The organism is Streptomyces yerevanensis, from assembly GCF_000716805.1.
Lineage (GTDB): Bacteria > Actinomycetota > Actinomycetes > Streptomycetales > Streptomycetaceae > Streptomyces > Streptomyces flaveus.
Map to the genome: position 1 here is coordinate 53217 of NZ_JNWJ01000035.1, position 17224 is coordinate 70440.

Consider the following 17224-nt stretch of genomic DNA (forward strand, 5'->3'; position numbering starts at 1 on the left):
ATCTCTGGCGTTCGGACAGAGATGGGTTACGCGAAGGAGACAGGCAGATGTCCGGCCACTCTAAATGGGCCACGACGAAGCACAAGAAGGCCGTGATCGACGCCAAGCGCGGCAAGCTCTTCGCGAAGCTGATCAAGAACATCGAGGTCGCGGCCCGCATGGGCGGCGTGGACCTGGACGGCAACCCGACGCTGTACGACGCCGTGCAGAAGGCGAAGAAGTCGTCGGTCCCGAACAAGAACATCGATTCCGCGATCAAGCGCGGTGGTGGTCTCGAGGCCGGTGGCGCCGACTACGAGACCATCATGTACGAGGGTTACGGGCCGAACGGTGTCGCGGTGCTCATCGAGTGCCTCACCGACAACCGCAACCGCGCCGCCTCCGACGTACGCGTCGCCATGACCCGTAACGGCGGCTCGATGGCCGACCCGGGCTCCGTCTCGTACCTCTTCAACCGCAAGGGCGTCGTCATCGTCCCCAAGGGCGAGCTGTCCGAGGACGACGTCCTGGGTGCCGTACTCGAGGCGGGCGCCGAGGAGGTCAACGACCTGGGCGAGTCCTTCGAGGTGCTCAGCGAGGCCACCGACCTGGTCGCGGTCCGCACCGCCCTCCAGGACGCCGGCATCGACTACGACTCCGCCGAGGCCAACTTCGTCCCGACCATGCAGGTCGAGCTGGACGAGGAAGGCGCCAAGAAGATCTTCAAGCTGATCGACGCCTTGGAGGACAGCGACGACGTGCAGAACGTCTTCGCCAACTTCGACGTGAGCGACGAGGTCATGGAGAAGGCCAGCGCGTAGCGCTGCCGCGGTTTTCGGCGGGCCGGCAGGGGACATGCCCCCTGCCGGCCCGCCGCCGTTGTCGGTGGCAGCGGTTAGCCTGGCGTCAATCAAAGATCGCCATCCACGGACCGCAACCATCAATTGAGGAACCCCGATGGTGCTCAACCAGGTACGCGAGAGCGGCGGCGGTTTAGCCGCAAGGAGGAGTGGGGCTCGATGCGGGTACTGGGTGTGGACCCGGGGCTGACCCGATGCGGCATCGGTGTCGTCGAAGGCGTCGCCGGGCGCCCCTTGACGATGCTCGGCGTCGGGGTCGTACGGACGCCCTCGGACGCCGATGTCGGCCACCGTCTCGTCGCCATCGAGCAGGGCATCGAGGAGTGGATCGACGAGCACCGGCCCGAATACGTCGCTGTGGAGCGGGTGTTCAGCCAGCACAACGTACGTACGGTCATGGGCACCGCCCAGGCCAGCGCCGTCGCCATGCTCTGCGCGTCCCGCCGCGGACTGCCCGTCGCCCTGCACACACCCAGCGAGGTCAAGGCGGCCGTGACCGGCAGCGGCCGGGCCGGCAAGGCCCAGGTCGGCGCCATGGTCACGCGGCTGCTCCGGCTCGACGCACCCCCGAAGCCCGCCGACGCCGCCGACGCCCTCGCGCTCGCTATCTGCCACATCTGGCGCGCCCCGGCCACCAACCGCCTCCAACAGGCTCACGCCCAGGCCCGCGAGGCCCAGGCCCGGGCTCAACTGGCCCGGCAACAGGCTCAGTCACTCGCCCGAAAGGCCCCCCGATGATCGCCTTCGTCAGCGGCCCGGTCGCCGCCCTCGCCCCCGACTCCGCGGTGGTCGAAGTGGGCGGCATCGGCATCTCCGTTCACTGCACACCAGGCACGCTCTCCGGGCTCCGCTTGGGAAAGCAGGCGAAGCTCGCCACGTCTCTCGTCGTACGGGAGGACTCGCTGACCCTGTACGGCTTCGTGGACGACGACGAGCGGCAGACCTTCGAACTGCTGCAGACCGCGAGTGGAGTCGGCCCGCGGCTGGCCCAGGCGATGCTCGCCGTGCACAGTCCCGACGCCCTGCGCCGAGCGATCTCCACCGGTGACGAGAAGGCGCTCATGGCTGTCCCGGGCATCGGCAAGAAGGGCGCCCAAAAGCTCCTCCTGGAACTCAAGGACCGCCTCGGCGAACCCCTCGGCACGGGCGGCCCGGCAATCGGCACGGCCGTCTCCGCAGGCTGGCGCGAGCAGTTGCACGCCGCGCTCATCGGACTCGGGTACGCGACGCGGGAGGCCGAGGAGGCGGTCTCGGCCGTCGCGCCCCAGGCGGAGGCGTCCGAAGGCGCGCCCCAGGTGGGCCAGTTGCTCAAGGCCGCTCTGCAGACCCTCAACAGAGCGCGTTAGCAAGCGAGTTCCGCGAAGAGGCACGCCGCCCGTACGAACAACGAGACCGAGGCACACGTAATGAACTGGGACGACCCGACCGACGAGAGCGCCGCCGAGCGTCTCGTCGGTGCGTCCGCCGATCGTGAGGACCAGGCCGTCGAGGCCGCTCTGCGTCCCAAGGACCTGGACGAGTTCATCGGCCAGGAGAAGGTCCGCGAGCAGCTCGACCTCGTCCTGCGCGCGGCACGCGCGCGTGGCGCCACCGCCGACCACGTCCTGCTCTCCGGAGCCCCCGGCCTCGGCAAGACCACCCTCTCGATGATCATCGCCGCCGAGATGGAAGCCCCGATCCGCATCACCAGCGGCCCTGCCATCCAGCACGCCGGCGACCTCGCCGCGATCCTCTCCTCCCTCCAGGAGGGCGAGGTGCTCTTCCTCGACGAGATCCACCGCATGTCCCGGCCCGCCGAGGAGATGCTCTACATGGCGATGGAGGACTACCGCGTCGACGTCATCGTCGGCAAGGGCCCCGGCGCCACCGCCATCCCGCTCGAACTTCCGCCCTTCACGCTGGTCGGCGCCACCACGCGTGCGGGACTGCTGCCGCCCCCGCTGCGCGACCGCTTCGGCTTCACCGCGCACATGGAGTTCTACGAGCCCGCCGAGCTGGAGCGTGTCATCCACCGCTCCGCGCACCTGCTCGACGTCGAGATCGGTGCCGAGGGAGCCGCCGAGATCGCCGGCCGTTCCCGGGGCACGCCCCGTATCGCCAACCGCCTGCTGCGCCGTGTACGCGACTACGCCCAGGTCAAGGCCGACGGCGTCATCACCCGGGACATCGCCAAGGCGGCCCTCGCCGTGTACGAGGTGGACGACCGAGGACTCGATCGCCTCGACCGCGCCGTCCTCGAAGCCCTGCTCAAGCTGTTCGGCGGCGGACCGGTCGGCCTGTCGACGCTCGCCGTGGCTGTGGGGGAGGAGCGCGAGACGGTCGAGGAGGTCGCCGAGCCCTTCCTCGTACGCGAGGGACTGCTGGCCCGCACTCCTCGCGGTCGCGTCGCCACACCGGCCGCATGGGCGCATTTCGGCCTCACCCGGCCCGGCCCTTCCGCTGGTGGAAACGGACAACAGGACCTGTTCGGGGCGTGAGGGGGCGTGTACTCGCCGGACCAGGAACCACGGTGCAATGCTGGGCGTTGTTCCTTGAGTGCGGACTCGCTTAGACTCCGCCGATGCCGCCTTTGTCGGCGGCGCACATATACCCCCATCCATCAGGCCGCTCAGCATCGCGGTCGAATGAAGGAAGTTCCGACCCGTGAGTCTCGTGACCCTCCTCCCGTTCATCGTGCTCATCGGGGCCATGTTCCTGATGACCCGGTCGGCCAAGAAGAAGCAGCAAGCCGCTGCGCAGATGCGCAACGACATGCAGCCGGGCTCCGGCGTCCGCACGATCGGCGGCATGTACGCGACGGTGAAGGAGGTCAACGAGGACACGGTCCTCCTTGACGCAGGCCCGGGCGTCGACCTGCTCTTCGCCAAGAACGCCATCGGTGCCGTCCTCAGCGACGACGAGTACAACCGCATCGTCCACGGCATCGAGCACGACCTGAAGACCGACGAAGCCGTCGTCCCGGACGACGCCTCCTCCCTCACCGAGACCGACGAGCCCGCCGACTCTTCCGACGACCAGCCCATCGACCTCGGCAAGAAGGAAGCGGCCGAAGAGACCGCCGACGAGGAGCCGAAAAAGGCTGATGACGCAGAGCTGAAGAAGTCCGACGGCGAGTCCGACGCGAAGTAGTCATGACCGGGGACCGCGGAATGCGCCGCTCGCGCACCGCGGTCCCCGGGTCATGTTGTTTCGCGCGGAATCTCGACACCATTTATTGGCCGTCCGCGCAGGTGCCCCGTCGCCGGGCGGACAACGAGGGAGAACGACAAGGTGGCAGCACCTAAGAAGGGCCGAAAGCAGAGCGCCCAGGGGAGGCCGGGTCGCACTCTGGCCCTGATGCTGATCGCGATCGTGGCGCTCACCGGTGGCATGTTCGCCTCCGGGCACACGACGCCGCGCCTCGGTATCGACCTCGCCGGCGGCACGAGCATCACGCTCGAGGCACAGAACGAGCCAGGTCAGAAGAACGCGATCAACCCGACCAACATGAAGACCGCGGTCGGCATCATGGAGCGTCGCGTCAACGGCCTGGGCGTCTCCGAGGCGGAGGTCCAGACCCAGGGCGACAAGAACATCATCGTCAACATCCCCAAGGGCACGAACTCGGCGCAGGCCCGGGAGCAGGTCGGTACCACCGCCAAGCTCTACTTCCGTCCGGTTCTGACCGGGGCGCCGACGGGCAGTGCGACGGACCCCGGCGCTTCCCCGTCGCCCAGCCCCTCCGGGAACTCCGCGTCGCCTTCGGCCTCCGGGAAGTCTCCCTCGCCGACCCCCTCCGCCACCGCCACCACCCAGGGTCGTGCCGTGACGGAGGGCCTCGCCGCGAAGGACGGCGCGAAGAAGGCGGACCCGACGCCCTCCGCGACGCCCAGCGACAGCGCCTCCCCGCCGGCCGACCCCTCCGGCGAGGCCGCTGCCGCCGATGTGCAGAAGCAGCTGGACGCGCTGAACTGTTCCACGGCGAAGGGCCGTGCGGCGGCGAGCGAGAAGGCCGCCCAGGCCGAGGACTCCGAAACCATCGTCGCCTGCGATCCGGATTCGCAGTACAAGTACGCGCTCGGCCCGGTCGCCGTGAACGGCGAGCGGGTCGAGGACGCCAGCGCCGTGTTCGCGACGACGACCGGCGAGGGCTGGATCGTCCAGATGAAGTTCGACGACAAGGGTTCGGATCAGTTCGCCGCGGTCACCGGCAGGCTGGTCGGCCAGGCACCGCCGCAGAACCAGTTCGCCATCGTGCTCGACGGCGAGATCGTCTCGGCTCCGTCGGTCAACTCGGCGATCACCGGCGGATCCGCCCAGATCTCCGGTGGCTTCACCCAGCAGTCCGCCGAGGACCTGGCGAACGTCCTGTCCTACGGCGCCCTCCCGATCACCTTCAAGGAGGCGAGCGTCACCACGGTCGACGCCGCGCTCGGCGGCGACCAGCTGGAGGCCGGTCTGATCGCCGGCGCCATCGGCCTCGCCCTGGTCATCATCTACCTGCTGCTCTACTACCGCGGTCTGTCCCTGATCGCCATCGCCTCACTGCTGGTCTCGGCGGTCATGACGTATGTGATCATGTCGCTGCTCGGCCCGGCCATCGGCTTCGCGCTGAACCTGCCCGCGGTCTGCGGTGCGATCGTCGCGATCGGCATCACGGCGGACTCGTTCATCGTGTTCTTCGAACGCATCCGTGACGAAGTCCGCGAGGGCCGTACGCTGCGGCCCGCCGTCGAACGGGGCTGGCCACGCGCCCGGCGCACCATCCTGGTGTCCGACTTCGTGTCGTTCCTCGCCGCCGCGGTGCTCTTCATCGTCACCGTCGGCAAGGTCCAGGGCTTCGCGTTCACGCTGGGTCTGACCACCGTCCTGGACGTGGTCGTGGTCTTCTTCTTCACCAAGCCGCTGATGACGATCCTCGCCCGCAAGAAGTTCTTCGCGAACGGTCACAGCTGGTCCGGCCTGGACCCGAAGCGCCTCGGCGCCAAGCCACCGCTGCGCCGCTCCCGCCGCGTATCCGCTCCCGTCGACCCGAAGGAGGCGTGAGATGTCGAAGCTCGGCAACCTCGGCGCCCGTCTCTACCGCGGTGAGGTCGGTTACGACTTCGTCGGCAAGCGCATGTTCTGGTACGGCGTCTCGATCCTGATCACCATCACGGCCATCGTCGGCCTGGCGGTACGCGGCTTGAACATGGGCATCGAGTTCGAGGGCGGCGCCGTCTTCACCACTCCGAAGACCAGCGTCTCGGCATCGCAGGCCGAGGATTACGCGGAGGAGGCAGCCGGCCACGACGCGATCGTGCAGGGCCTCGGCAGCGGCGGGCTGCGCATCCAGGTCGCCGGTTTGGACACGAACACGTCCGACCAGGTCAAGTCTGAGCTCGCCCAGGACATGAACCTCGACCCGGAGAGGATCAGCGCCGAACTCGTCGGACCCAGCTGGGGTGACCAGATCGCCAACAAGGCCTGGCAAGGCCTGGGGATCTTCCTGGTCCTGGTGGTGATCTATCTGGCGATCGCCTTCGAGTGGCGCATGGCGCTCGCAGCGTTTGTCGCCCTCATCCACGACATCACCATCACGGTCGGCATCTACGCCCTCGTCGGCTTCGAAGTCACACCAGGCACCGTGATCGGTCTGCTGACGATCCTCGGTTATTCGCTGTACGACACAGTCGTTGTCTTCGACAGCCTCAAGGAACAGACGAAGGAGCTCACCAAACAGACCCGCTGGACCTACAGCGAGGTCGCCAACCGCTCGATCAACAGCACCCTGGTGCGCTCGATCAACACCACGGTGGTCGCGCTGCTCCCGGTCGCCGGACTGCTGTTCATCGGCGGCGGCGTACTCGGCGCGGGCATGCTCAACGACATCTCGCTGTCGCTGTTCGTGGGCCTCGCGGCCGGTGCGTACTCCTCGATCTTCATCGCCACGCCGCTCGTCGCCGACCTCAAGGAGCGTGAGCCGCAGATGAAGGCGCTCAAAAAGCGCGTACTCGCCAAGCGCGCCTCGGCCGCCTCGCAGAGCGAGCCCCAGGAGGCCGAGGCCGTCGACGAGCCGTATGACGAGGAGCCGGAGGACGCGACTCCCGCGGTCGTCGGGCCGCCGCGCAGCCAGCGGTCCCAGCCGTCGTCCCGCAACCGGGGCCGCGGCCGACCTTCCGGGAAGCGCCGATGAGCGAGCTGACGGACATCTCGGAGCTGCTCCTCAGCCGGATCCGGGACGTGGCCGACTATCCGGAGCCGGGCGTGATGTTCAAGGACATCACCCCGCTCCTGGCCGACCCGGCGGCGTTCACGGCACTCACCGACGCGCTCGCCGAGATCAGCGTCCGCAGCGGCGCCACGAAGATCGTCGGCCTGGAGGCCCGTGGCTTCATCCTCGGCGCCCCCGTAGCGGTCCGCGCCGGGCTCGGCTTCATCCCCGTCCGCAAGGCCGGCAAGCTCCCCGGGGCGACGCTCAGCCAGGCGTACGAGCTGGAGTACGGCTCGGCCGAGATCGAGGTGCACGCCGAGGACCTGGCCGCGGGCGACCGCGTCATGGTCGTCGACGACGTCCTCGCCACCGGCGGCACCGCCGAGGCCTCGCTCCAGCTGATCCGCCGGGCCGGCGCCGAGGTGGCCGGCGTGGCCGTCCTCATGGAGCTCGGCTTCCTCGGTGGCCGGGGCAGGCTGGAACCGGCGCTCGCGGGCGCCCCGTTGGAGGCGCTCCTCACGGTCTGAGCGACGGTACGAGCGACGCCTGGGCCCACCCTGAGGCAAGGTGTACGCAAGGCCTGGGACACTCGTAGGACACCGCGGAGGCGGGCCCGGAGGAATCCGGTGCCCGCCTCCCGTGTTTCTCCTGTACAAGGCCGTCTCACCGGGCGAAGGCGAGTCCGGAGCCCGGGATCGCTACCATGGGATCTCCGGAGCCTGACCGGGGGACCCGGATCGCGCACGAGGAGCCCTCTTGGCAGACGAGGCCCAGCCACTGACTCCCAGGGCTGAACACCTGGGGGCACCCCCAGCCGCCAAGCCCGACTCGATGACGGGCACCGCGGCCGCGCCCGCGAAGAACGCGAACAGCGACACCGGCGGGCCGGTCGCGCATGCCCAGCCCGCCTCCAGCGGCAAAGCGGCCGAGCAGTCGCGCCCTCAGCCGGCTCCTCCCGAGCGCGAGCGACCCAAGCCCGCACCCGCGCCCTCGACCGCTCCCGCGGTGCGCCCCGCGTCCGGCCAGCCCGCCCGCTCCGGCGGCTCCTCCAATCGCGTACGCGCCCGTCTGGCCCGCCTCGGCGTCCAGCGCTCCAACCCGTACAACCCGGTCCTGGAGCCCCTGCTGCGGATAGTGCGCAGCAACGACCCGAAGATCGAGACCTCCACGCTCCGCCAGGTCGAGAAGGCCTACCAGGTCGCCGAGCGCTGGCACCGCGGTCAGAAGCGCAAGAGCGGCGACCCGTACATCACACACCCGCTCGCCGTCACCACCATCCTCGCCGAGCTCGGCATGGACCCGGCCACGCTGATGGCCGGCCTCCTGCACGACACCGTCGAGGACACCGAGTACGGCCTTGAGCAGCTGCGCCGCGACTTCGGCGACCAGGTCGCTCTCCTCGTCGACGGCGTCACCAAGCTGGACAAGGTCAAGTTCGGCGAGGCGGCCCAGGCCGAGACCGTACGCAAGATGGTCGTCGCCATGGCCAAGGACCCCCGCGTCCTGGTCATCAAGCTCGCCGACCGCCTGCACAACATGCGCACCATGCGCTACCTCAAGCGCGAGAAGCAGGAGAAGAAAGCGCGCGAGACTCTCGAGATCTACGCGCCGCTCGCCCACCGCCTGGGCATGAACACCATCAAGTGGGAGCTGGAGGACCTCGCCTTCGCGATCCTCTACCCCAAGATGTACGACGAGATCGTCCGCCTCGTCGCCGAGCGCGCCCCCAAGCGCGACGAGTACCTCGCCATAGTGACCGACGAGGTCCAGTCCGACCTGCGCGCCGCCCGCATCAAGGCGACCGTCACCGGGCGCCCGAAGCACTACTACAGCGTCTACCAGAAGATGATCGTCCGCGGCCGTGACTTCGCGGAGATCTACGACCTGGTGGGCATCCGCGTCCTCGTCGACACCGTCAGGGACTGTTACGCCGCCCTCGGCACCGTGCACGCGCGATGGAACCCGGTCCCCGGCCGGTTCAAGGACTACATCGCGATGCCCAAGTTCAACATGTACCAGTCGCTGCACACGACGGTGATCGGTCCGAACGGCAAGCCCGTCGAACTCCAGATCCGTACGTTCGACATGCACCGCCGCGCCGAGTACGGCATCGCCGCGCACTGGAAGTACAAGCAGGAGCCCTCCGCCGGCACCTCCAAGGTGCGCACGGACGCGCCCAAGGCCCTGAGCAGGGACAAGGACGGCGTCAACGACATGGCGTGGCTGCGCCAGCTGCTCGACTGGCAGAAGGAGACCGAGGACCCCAGCGAGTTCCTGGAGTCCCTGCGCTTCGACCTGTCCCGCAACGAGGTCTTCGTCTTCACGCCGAAGGGCGACGTCATAGCGCTTCCGGCGGGGGCGACACCCGTGGACTTCGCGTACGCGGTCCACACGGAGGTCGGCCACCGGACCATCGGGGCGCGGGTCAACGGCCGCCTCGTACCGCTCGAATCGACCCTGGACAACGGCGACTTGGTGGAGGTCTTCACCTCCAAGGCGGCCGGTGCGGGCCCCTCCCGCGACTGGCTCGGCTTCGTGAAGTCACCGCGGGCCCGCAACAAGATCCGCGCCTGGTTCTCCAAGGAGCGCCGCGACGAGGCCATCGAGCACGGCAAGGACGCCATCGTCCGCGCCATGCGCAAGCAGAACCTGCCGATCCAGCGCATCCTCACCGGCGACTCCCTGGTCACGCTCGCCCATGAGATGCGCTACCCCGACATCTCCGCTCTGTACGCGGCGATCGGCGAGAGCCATGTGTCCGCGCAGAACGTCGTGCAGAAGCTGGTCCAGGCGCTCGGCGGCGAGGAGGCCGCCACCGAGGAGATCGACGAGAGTGTGCCGCCCGCGCGCGGGCGCAGCCGCAAACGCCGCTCCAGCGCCGACCCGGGCGTCGTGGTCAAGGGTGTCGACGATGTGTGGGTCAAGCTGGCCCGATGCTGTACGCCCGTCCCCGGCGACCCCATCATGGGCTTCGTCACGCGCGGCAGTGGTGTATCGGTTCACCGCACCGACTGCGTCAACGTCGACTCCCTGTCCCGCGAGCCCGAGCGCATCCTCGAGGTCGAGTGGGCGCCCACCCAGTCCTCGGTGTTCCTGGTCGCCATCCAGGTCGAGGCCCTGGACCGCTCACGCCTCCTCTCGGACGTCACGCGCGTCCTCTCGGACCAGCACGTCAACATCCTCTCCGCGGCCGTCCAGACCTCCCGCGACCGCGTCGCCACCTCCCGCTTCACGTTCGAGATGGGCGACCCCAAGCACCTGGGCCACGTCCTGAAGGCGGTCAGGGGAGTCGAGGGCGTGTACGACGTGTACCGGGTGACGTCGGCGCGCAGGCCGTAACGACCGCTGCGCTGCTACTACGTAGAAGGGGCTTCCGTACGTTGCGCACGGAAGCCCCTTCTACGTAGTAGCTGGAAAACTGCGGGATAAACTCAGCCGCCGAACTCCTGCAGCCCCTTCAGCGCCTGGTCCAGCAGCGCCTGACGGCCTTCGAGCTCCCTCTGGAGCTTGTCGGCCTTGGCGTTGTTGCCCGCGGCGCGTGCCGCTTCGATCTGGCCCTGGAGCTTGTCCACGGCGGCCTGGAGCTGACCGGTCAGACCCTCGGCACGCGCGCGTGCCTCCGGGTTCGTCCGGCGCCACTCCGTCTCCTCGGACTCCTGGATGGCCCGCTCCACCGCGTGCATCCGGCCCTCGACCTTCGGGCGGGCGTCGCGCGGCACATGGCCGATGGCCTCCCAGCGCTCGTTGATGGCGCGGAAGGCGGCGCGGGCGGCCTTCAGATCCGTCACCGGGAGGATCTTCTCGGCCTCCTGGGCCAGCTCCTCCTTGAGCTTGAGGTTCTCCGCCTGCTCCGCGTCCCGCTCGGCGAAGACCGAGCTGCGGGCCGCGAAGAAGACGTCCTGGGCGCCGCGGAAGCGGTTCCACAGGTCGTCCTCGTGCTCGCGCTGGGCGCGGCCCGCGGCCTTCCACTCGGACATCAGCTCGCGGTAGCGCGCGGCCGTCGGACCCCAGTCGGTCGACCCCGAAAGGGCCTCGGCCTCGGCGACCAGCCGCTCCTTGGTCTTACGGGCCTCCTCGCGCTGCGCGTCCAGCTGCGCGAAGTGCGCCTTGCGACGCTTGGAGAACGCCGAGCGGGCGTGCGAGAAGCGGTGCCACAGCTCGTCGTCCGACTTGCGGTCGAGCCGCGGCAGCCCCTTCCAGGTGTCCACCAGGGCCCGCAGCCGCTCACCGGCTGCCCGCCACTGGTCGGACTGCGCCAGCTGCTCCGCCTCGGTGACCAAGGCCTCCTTGGCATGCCGCGCCTCGTCGGACTGCTTCGCCCGCTGGGCCTTGCGCTCCTCGCGGCGCGCCTCGACCGTCTTGACCAGCTTGTCCAGCCGGGTCCGCAACGCGTCCAGGTCACCGACCACGTGATGGGCGTCGACCTGCTCCCGGATATGGTCGATGGCCGCCATGGCGTCCTTCGCCGACAGGTCGGTGGTCTTCACTCGTCGCTCGAGGAGGCCGATCTCCACAACCAGGCCCTCGTACTTGCGCTCGAAGTAGGCCAGTGCCTCGTCAGGAGAGCCGGCCTGCCAGGAACCGACGACCTGCTCGCCATCGGCCGTACGCACGTACACGGTGCCCGTCTCGTCGACGCGGCCCCACGGGTCGCTGCTCACAGCGCCTCCTCCACATGATGCCTGCGTAGGGTGGCTGTACCCCCGGCATCGTCCACAGTTTCGTCACGGCCAACATAGGCGACCGGCGGGGCGGCTGTCCGCATACCGCGCGACCGAAATTCCGCACCTGGCGATCAGGATTTCGTCACGGTCGCCTTGTTGATCACGACCGTCGCATTCGGTGCGGTGTTGCCGGTCGTGGGGTCCACGGGCTGGGCGCCGGCGTCCGAGATCTTCTTCAGGACCTTCATGCCCTCCTTGGAGATCGTTCCGAACGGTGTGTAGTCGGGCGGCAGCTGGCTGTCCTGGTACACGAGGAAGAACTGGCTGCCACCGGAGTCGCGGCCCTTCTTCGTCTGCGCGTTGTACTGGTTGGCCATGGCCACCGTGCCTGCCGGATACACGTTCCCCTTCAGGCGCTCGTCCTTCAGGTTCTCGTCCGGAATGGTGTAACCGGGACCGCCCGTGCCGTCACCCTTGGGGTCTCCGCACTGGAGCACGTAGATGCCCTCGGGGACGAGCCGATGGCACTTGGTGTGGTCCAGATAGCCCTTGCCCACCAGGAAGTTGAACGAGTTCACCGTACGCGGGGCCTTCGAGGCCGGCATCTTGATGTCCATCGTGCCGCAGGTCGTCTCAAGCTTCATCGTGTAGTCCGCCGACTTGTCGATGGTCATAGCCGGCTCCTTCTTGTAGCTGAGCGGCTTCACCTTGCCCGCGGCGGGCTTCTCGCAGGGGTCCGGCGCCTTGCTGGGGGAGGCGCTCGGGGTCACCTCCGCGTTCGCGTTGTCCTTCGTGTCGTCGCCCTTGAGGGCATCCGTCGTGGTCGCGACCACGACCAGCACCAGGATCACACTGAGCGCCGACGCGATGGAGGCGTTGCGGACACGTGCCTTGCGCCGCGCGGCCGTACGCCGCTGCTGCTGCCGCAAGAACTTCTCCCGGGCGAGCTGACGCCGCCGCTGTTCCTGGCTGACCACCGGGTTCTCTCCTCATGCGTCTCGTACGTCAGGTGGGACGCGTGCGTCTTGTGAGCCGACCGCCTGCGTGTGCCCCGTACCGTATATGGGTTCGCTGTGGTTCCGGCAGCGCCGGTAGGCTCTGGCCCACAGCCAACCGCCCCTGTACGACATACCGAAGGACGATCGTGCTCATTGCCGGGTTCCCCGCCGGGGCCTGGGGCACCAACTGTTATCTGGTCGCCCCCGCCGCAGGCGAGGAGTGCGTGATCATCGACCCGGGCCACCAGGCCGCCGAGGGAGTCGAGGAAACGCTGAAGAAGCATCGGCTCAAGCCTGTCGCCGTCGTCCTCACACACGGCCACATCGACCACGTGGCCTCGGTCGTCCCGGTGTGCGGCGCGCACGGTGTACCGGCGTGGATCCACCCCGAGGACCGGTACATGATGACGGACCCGTCGATGGGTCTCGGCCGTTCCATCGGGATGCCGCTCATGGGCGAGCTGACCGTGGGGGAGCCGGATGACGTCAAGGAGCTGACCGACGGCGCGAAGCTGGAGCTGGCCGGTCTGGAGCTGTCCGTCGCGCATGCGCCGGGCCATACGAAGGGGTCGGTGACCTTCGGGCTGCCCGAGGCGGCGGACATCCCGCCGATCTTCTTCTCGGGAGACCTGCTGTTCGCCGGCTCCATCGGACGCACCGACCTGCCCGGCGGTGACATGACCGAGATGCTCGACTCGCTGGCCCGCGTGTGCCTGCCGCTCGACGACTCGACCGTGGTGCTGTCCGGTCACGGCCCCCAGACGACCATCGGCCAGGAGCGCGCCACCAATCCGTATCTGCGGCAGGTGGCGGCCGGCCTGGGAGAGGGTTCGAGCACCCCTCCCCGACGAGGAATGTGACGAGAGACTTCCCGTGAGCACCTTTCAGGCCCCCAAGGGCACGTACGACCTCATCCCGCCCCGTTCCGCGAAGTTCCTCGCGGTGCGCGAGGCGATCGCCGTGCCGCTGCGCAACTCCGGCTACGGCTATATCGAGACGCCCGGCTTCGAGAACGTCGAGTTGTTCGCGCGAGGCGTCGGCGAGTCCACGGACATCGTGACCAAGGAGATGTACGCCTTCGAGACCAAGGGCGGCGACAAGCTCGCGCTTCGGCCCGAGGGCACCGCGTCCGTGCTCCGCGCCGCGCTGGAGGCGAACCTCCACCGGCAGGGCAACCTCCCGGTCAAACTTTGGTACTCGGGCTCGTACTACCGCTACGAGCAGCCTCAAGCAGGCCGCTACCGCCACTTCTCCCAGGTCGGCGCCGAGGCGATCGGGGCCGAAGACCCGGCGCTGGACGCCGAGTTGATCATCCTGGCCGACCAGGCGTACCGCTCGCTGGGCCTGCGCAACTTCCGTATCCTGCTCAACAGCCTGGGCGACAAGGAGTGCCGCCCCGTCTACCGGGCCGCCCTGCAGGACTTCCTGCGGGGCTTGGACCTGGACGAGGACACCCTCCGCCGCGCCGAGATCAACCCCCTCCGGGTGCTCGACGACAAGCGCGACGCGGTCCAGAAGCAGCTGGTGGGCGCCCCGCTGCTCCGTGACTACCTCTGCGACGCGTGCAAGGCGTACCACGAAGAGGTCCGTGAGCTGATCACGGCCGCCGGAGTCTCCTTCGAGGACGATCCGAAGCTGGTGCGTGGCCTGGACTACTACACGCGGACGACCTTCGAGTTCGTGCACGACGGTCTGGGCTCGCAGTCCGCGGTGGGCGGCGGCGGCCGTTACGACGGCCTCTCCGAGATGATCGGCGGGCCCGCGCTGCCATCGGTCGGCTGGGCGTTGGGCGTCGACCGTACGGTCCTTGCCCTGGAGGCGGAGGGTGTCGAGCTCCAACTGCCCGCATCCACCAGCGTGTTCGCGGTGCCGCTCGGCGAAGAGGCCCGGCGGTTGCTCTTCGGGGTGGTCACCGAGCTGCGCAAGGTCGGGGTCGCGGCGGACTTCTCGTACGGCGGGAAGGGCCTCAAGGGGGCGATGAAGAGCGCGAACCGGAGCGGAGCGCGGTACACCATCGTCGCCGGCGAGCGCGACCTCTCCGAGGGCGTCGTCCAGCTCAAGGACATGGAGTCCGGGGAGCAGGAGGCCGTCGGGGTGAACGAGATCGTGGCGGAACTGGAGGCGCGGCTGGGCTGAGGCCCTGCCACCCGCCTTCTACCGCGTGCGCCGTCAACTCGGCGCACGCGGATTCGTCCGGCCATTTCTGTGCTGTCACGCGACCGAACGTCCCGCAGAAGCGAACGTTCCGGGACGGCCGTGCGTACCTCCTTATGTCCAGCGAACGGTGGATACGCGCGCGCGTGCGGCACAATGACCGTGCCCGTCGACCCCCCTCAAGCTACGGAAACGGCGTGATGAGCAAGACGACAGTCAGGGAAGGCGTCTCAGTCGACCAGGCACGTGCCGAGGGCCCGCCACGCTCGGTGGGCGGGAGCCGCGCGCTCGCCCTCCTGCTGGTGATCACGGGCGCGGCCGGGCTGCTGGCCTCCTGGGTCATCACGATCGACAAGTTCAAGCTCCTGGAGGACCCGAACTTCACCCCGGGCTGCAGCCTGAACCCGGTCGTCTCCTGCGGCAACATCATGAAGAGCGACCAGGCCTCGGCCTTCGGGTTCCCCAACCCGATGCTGGGCCTGGTCACTTACGCCATCGTGATCGGCGTCGGCATGAGCCTGCTGGGCCGGGCCACGTTCCCGCGCTGGTACTGGCTGACCTTCAACGCGGGCACGCTCTTCGGCGTCGGCTTCTGCACCTGGCTCATGTACCAGTCGCTCTACAACATCAACTCGTTGTGCCTGTGGTGCAGTCTGGCCTGGGTCGCCACGATCGTCATGTTCTGGACCGTGACCGCGTTCAACGTCCGGCACGGGTTCCTGCCCGCGCCCGGCTGGCTGAAGGGCTTCCTCGGCGAGTTCGCCTGGGTGCTGCCCGTGCTGCACATCGGGATCATCGGCATGCTGATCCTGACCCGCTGGTGGGACTTCTGGACCAGCTGACCGGGCCAGTCGGACGGACCGGCTGACCGCGGCCCGGGCGTTGTCAGTGGCGTGACATAGGGTTTTGACCGTGGAGCCCGACCTGTTCACCGCCGCAGCAGAAGAACGCCAGGAGAAGGACCCGTCCAGCAGCCCCCTGGCCGTACGGATGCGCCCGCGCACCCTGGACGAAGTCGTGGGCCAGCAGCACCTGTTGAAGCCCGGCTCGCCCCTGCGCAGACTGGTCGGCGAGGGCGCCTCCGGTCCCGCCGGACCCTCCTCCGTGATCCTCTGGGGCCCGCCCGGCACCGGCAAGACGACTCTCGCGTACGTCGTCTCCAAGGCCACCAACAAGCGCTTCGTGGAGCTCTCCGCGATCACCGCAGGCGTCAAGGAAGTGCGCGCGGTCATCGAGGGCGCCCGCCGCGCCACCGGAGGCTACGGCAAGGAGACCGTCCTCTTCCTGGACGAGATCCACCGCTTCAGCAAGGCCCAGCAGGACTCCCTGCTCCCGGCCGTCGAGAACCGCTGGGTGACGCTGATCGCCGCGACCACCGAGAATCCGTACTTCTCGGTGATCTCCCCGCTTCTCTCCCGCTCCCTGCTCCTCACCCTCGAACCGCTCACGGACGACGACCTGCGCGGTCTCATCAAGCGCGCGCTGACCGACGAGCGCGGCCTGAAGGACGCCGTCACCCTCCCCGAGGACACCGAGGAACACCTGCTGCGGATCGCCGGCGGTGACGCCCGCCGCGCCCTGACCGCCCTGGAGGCCGCGGCCGGCTCCGCGCTCGACAAGGGAGAGACGGACGTGACCCTCCAGACCCTGGAGGAGACCGTCGACCGCGCCGCCGTGAAGTACGACCGCGACGGAGACCAGCACTACGACGTGGCGAGCGCCCTGATCAAGTCCATCCGCGGCTCGGACGTGGACGCCGCGCTGCACTACCTGGCCCGGATGATCGAGGCCGGCGAAGACCCCCGCTTCATCGCCCGCCGACTGATGATCTCCGCCAGCGAGGACATCGGCCTCGCCGATCCGAACGCGCTGCCCATAGCCGTAGCCGCCGCCCAGGCCGTCGCCATGATCGGCTTCCCCGAAGCCGCACTCACCCTCAGCCACGCCACCATCGCCCTCGCGCTGGCCCCCAAGTCGAACGCCGCGACGATGGCGATAGGCGCCGCCATGGAGGACGTACGAAAAGGCCATGCGGGCCCCGTGCCACCGCACCTGCGCGACGGGCACTACAAGGGCGCGGCCAAGCTCGGGCACGCTCAGGGGTACGTGTATCCGCACGACCTGCCCGAGGGAATCGCCCCCCAGCAGTACGCCCCGGACGCACTCAAGGACCGGAAGTACTACACCCCGACCCGGCACGGCGCCGAGGCGCGCTATGCGGACGCGGTGGAGTGGACCAGGAAGCACCTCGGGCGGAAGCAGCCCTGAGCCCCCTGTAGACTCCTCCACAGCGCTGCGTCCCGTGTCCGGCCTCTTTAACGAGAGTGTCGGCACCACCAGAACGGGACATCCAGCCGGAACCCTTTCGCTGAAAGGCAGAGAGGGATCCAGGAGCGT

Annotated in this window: 15 protein-coding genes; 13 read left to right on the forward strand and 2 right to left on the reverse strand. The window is 68.7% G+C overall.

The window, feature by feature from the left end; genetic code table 11:
- Positions 1-47: 47 nt before the first annotated feature.
- The 9 genes from OP79_RS30970 (at position 48) to OP79_RS31010 (ending at position 10350) form a co-directional block, all read left to right on the forward strand.
- The gene (locus OP79_RS30970) at positions 48-800 is read left to right on the forward strand and encodes a YebC/PmpR family DNA-binding transcriptional regulator (RefSeq protein ID WP_033324912.1); all 753 of its coding nucleotides are present in this window, start codon (positions 48-50) and stop codon (positions 798-800) included.
- Between the two features lie 198 nt (positions 801-998).
- A complete protein-coding gene (gene ruvC / locus OP79_RS30975; RefSeq protein ID WP_051745052.1) occupies positions 999-1577 on the forward strand; it encodes a crossover junction endodeoxyribonuclease RuvC in 579 nt (192 codons plus the stop codon).
- A complete protein-coding gene (gene ruvA / locus OP79_RS30980; RefSeq protein WP_033324914.1) occupies positions 1574-2185 on the forward strand; it encodes a Holliday junction branch migration protein RuvA in 612 nt (203 codons plus the stop codon). Before ruvC ends, ruvA begins: the two co-directional genes overlap by 4 nt.
- Before the next feature lie 60 nt (positions 2186-2245).
- The gene (ruvB, locus tag OP79_RS30985; protein ID WP_033324915.1) at positions 2246-3316 is read left to right on the forward strand and encodes a Holliday junction branch migration DNA helicase RuvB; all 1071 of its coding nucleotides are present in this window, start codon (positions 2246-2248) and stop codon (positions 3314-3316) included.
- Positions 3317-3482: 166 nt separating this feature from the next.
- Positions 3483-3968, forward strand: a complete 486-nt coding sequence (yajC, locus tag OP79_RS30990) for a preprotein translocase subunit YajC (RefSeq protein WP_033324916.1) — start codon at positions 3483-3485, stop codon at positions 3966-3968.
- A 141-nt stretch (positions 3969-4109) separates the two neighbouring features.
- Entirely contained in the window at positions 4110-5864 is a 1755-nt protein-coding gene (gene secD / locus OP79_RS30995) for a protein translocase subunit SecD (RefSeq protein WP_033324917.1), read from the forward strand.
- Position 5865: 1 nt separating this feature from the next.
- A complete protein-coding gene (gene secF, locus OP79_RS31000; protein WP_033324918.1) occupies positions 5866-6993 on the forward strand; it encodes a protein translocase subunit SecF in 1128 nt (375 codons plus the stop codon).
- Positions 6990-7538 (forward strand): adenine phosphoribosyltransferase, encoded by a 549-nt coding sequence (locus OP79_RS31005; RefSeq protein ID WP_033324919.1) that lies wholly within the window; start codon positions 6990-6992, stop codon positions 7536-7538. Before secF ends, OP79_RS31005 begins: the two co-directional genes overlap by 4 nt.
- Before the next feature lie 229 nt (positions 7539-7767).
- Entirely contained in the window at positions 7768-10350 is a 2583-nt protein-coding gene (locus tag OP79_RS31010; protein ID WP_033324920.1) for a RelA/SpoT family protein, read from the forward strand.
- A gap of 92 nt (positions 10351-10442) precedes the next feature.
- Here the strand turns inward: OP79_RS31010 and OP79_RS31015 are convergent, their stop codons facing one another.
- Positions 10443-11672 carry a DUF349 domain-containing protein gene (locus OP79_RS31015; protein WP_033324922.1) on the reverse strand — a complete coding sequence of 410 codons (1230 nt, stop codon included), beginning with the start codon at positions 11670-11672 and terminating at the stop codon, positions 10443-10445.
- A 134-nt stretch (positions 11673-11806) separates the two neighbouring features.
- Positions 11807-12652: a peptidylprolyl isomerase gene (locus OP79_RS31020; RefSeq protein WP_033324923.1), complete on the reverse strand. Its 846-nt coding sequence runs from the start codon at positions 12650-12652 to the stop codon at positions 11807-11809.
- 167 nt (positions 12653-12819) lie between these two features.
- On the opposite strand from OP79_RS31020, the gene OP79_RS31025 reads away from it, so the two are divergent.
- The 4 genes from OP79_RS31025 to OP79_RS31040 all read left to right on the forward strand — a co-directional run bounded on the left by OP79_RS31025 (position 12820) and on the right by OP79_RS31040 (position 17095).
- Complete coding sequence (locus OP79_RS31025; protein WP_033324925.1) at positions 12820-13533, forward strand: MBL fold metallo-hydrolase; 714 nt, start codon at positions 12820-12822, stop codon at positions 13531-13533.
- Between the two features lie 13 nt (positions 13534-13546).
- Entirely contained in the window at positions 13547-14809 is a 1263-nt protein-coding gene (gene hisS, locus OP79_RS31030; RefSeq protein WP_033324927.1) for a histidine--tRNA ligase, read from the forward strand.
- A 218-nt stretch (positions 14810-15027) separates the two neighbouring features.
- Complete coding sequence (locus OP79_RS31035) at positions 15028-15669, forward strand: vitamin K epoxide reductase family protein (RefSeq protein ID WP_033324929.1); 642 nt, start codon at positions 15028-15030, stop codon at positions 15667-15669.
- Positions 15670-15739: 70 nt separating this feature from the next.
- Positions 15740-17095 carry a replication-associated recombination protein A gene (locus tag OP79_RS31040; RefSeq protein ID WP_033324957.1) on the forward strand — a complete coding sequence of 452 codons (1356 nt, stop codon included), beginning with the start codon at positions 15740-15742 and terminating at the stop codon, positions 17093-17095.
- Positions 17096-17224: the final 129 nt, after the last annotated feature.

Coding starts and splice junctions, on each gene's coding strand:
- OP79_RS30970 (WP_033324912.1), top strand. CDS start 48: ATGTCCGGCCACTCTAAATGGGCCACGACGAAGCACAAGAAGGCCGTG.
- ruvC (WP_051745052.1), top strand. CDS start 999: ATGCGGGTACTGGGTGTGGACCCGGGGCTGACCCGATGCGGCATCGGT.
- ruvA (WP_033324914.1), top strand. CDS start 1,574: ATGATCGCCTTCGTCAGCGGCCCGGTCGCCGCCCTCGCCCCCGACTCC.
- ruvB (WP_033324915.1), top strand. CDS start 2,246: ATGAACTGGGACGACCCGACCGACGAGAGCGCCGCCGAGCGTCTCGTC.
- secF (WP_033324918.1), top strand. CDS start 5,866: ATGTCGAAGCTCGGCAACCTCGGCGCCCGTCTCTACCGCGGTGAGGTC.
- OP79_RS31005 (WP_033324919.1), top strand. CDS start 6,990: ATGAGCGAGCTGACGGACATCTCGGAGCTGCTCCTCAGCCGGATCCGG.
- OP79_RS31035 (WP_033324929.1), top strand. CDS start 15,028: ATGAGCAAGACGACAGTCAGGGAAGGCGTCTCAGTCGACCAGGCACGT.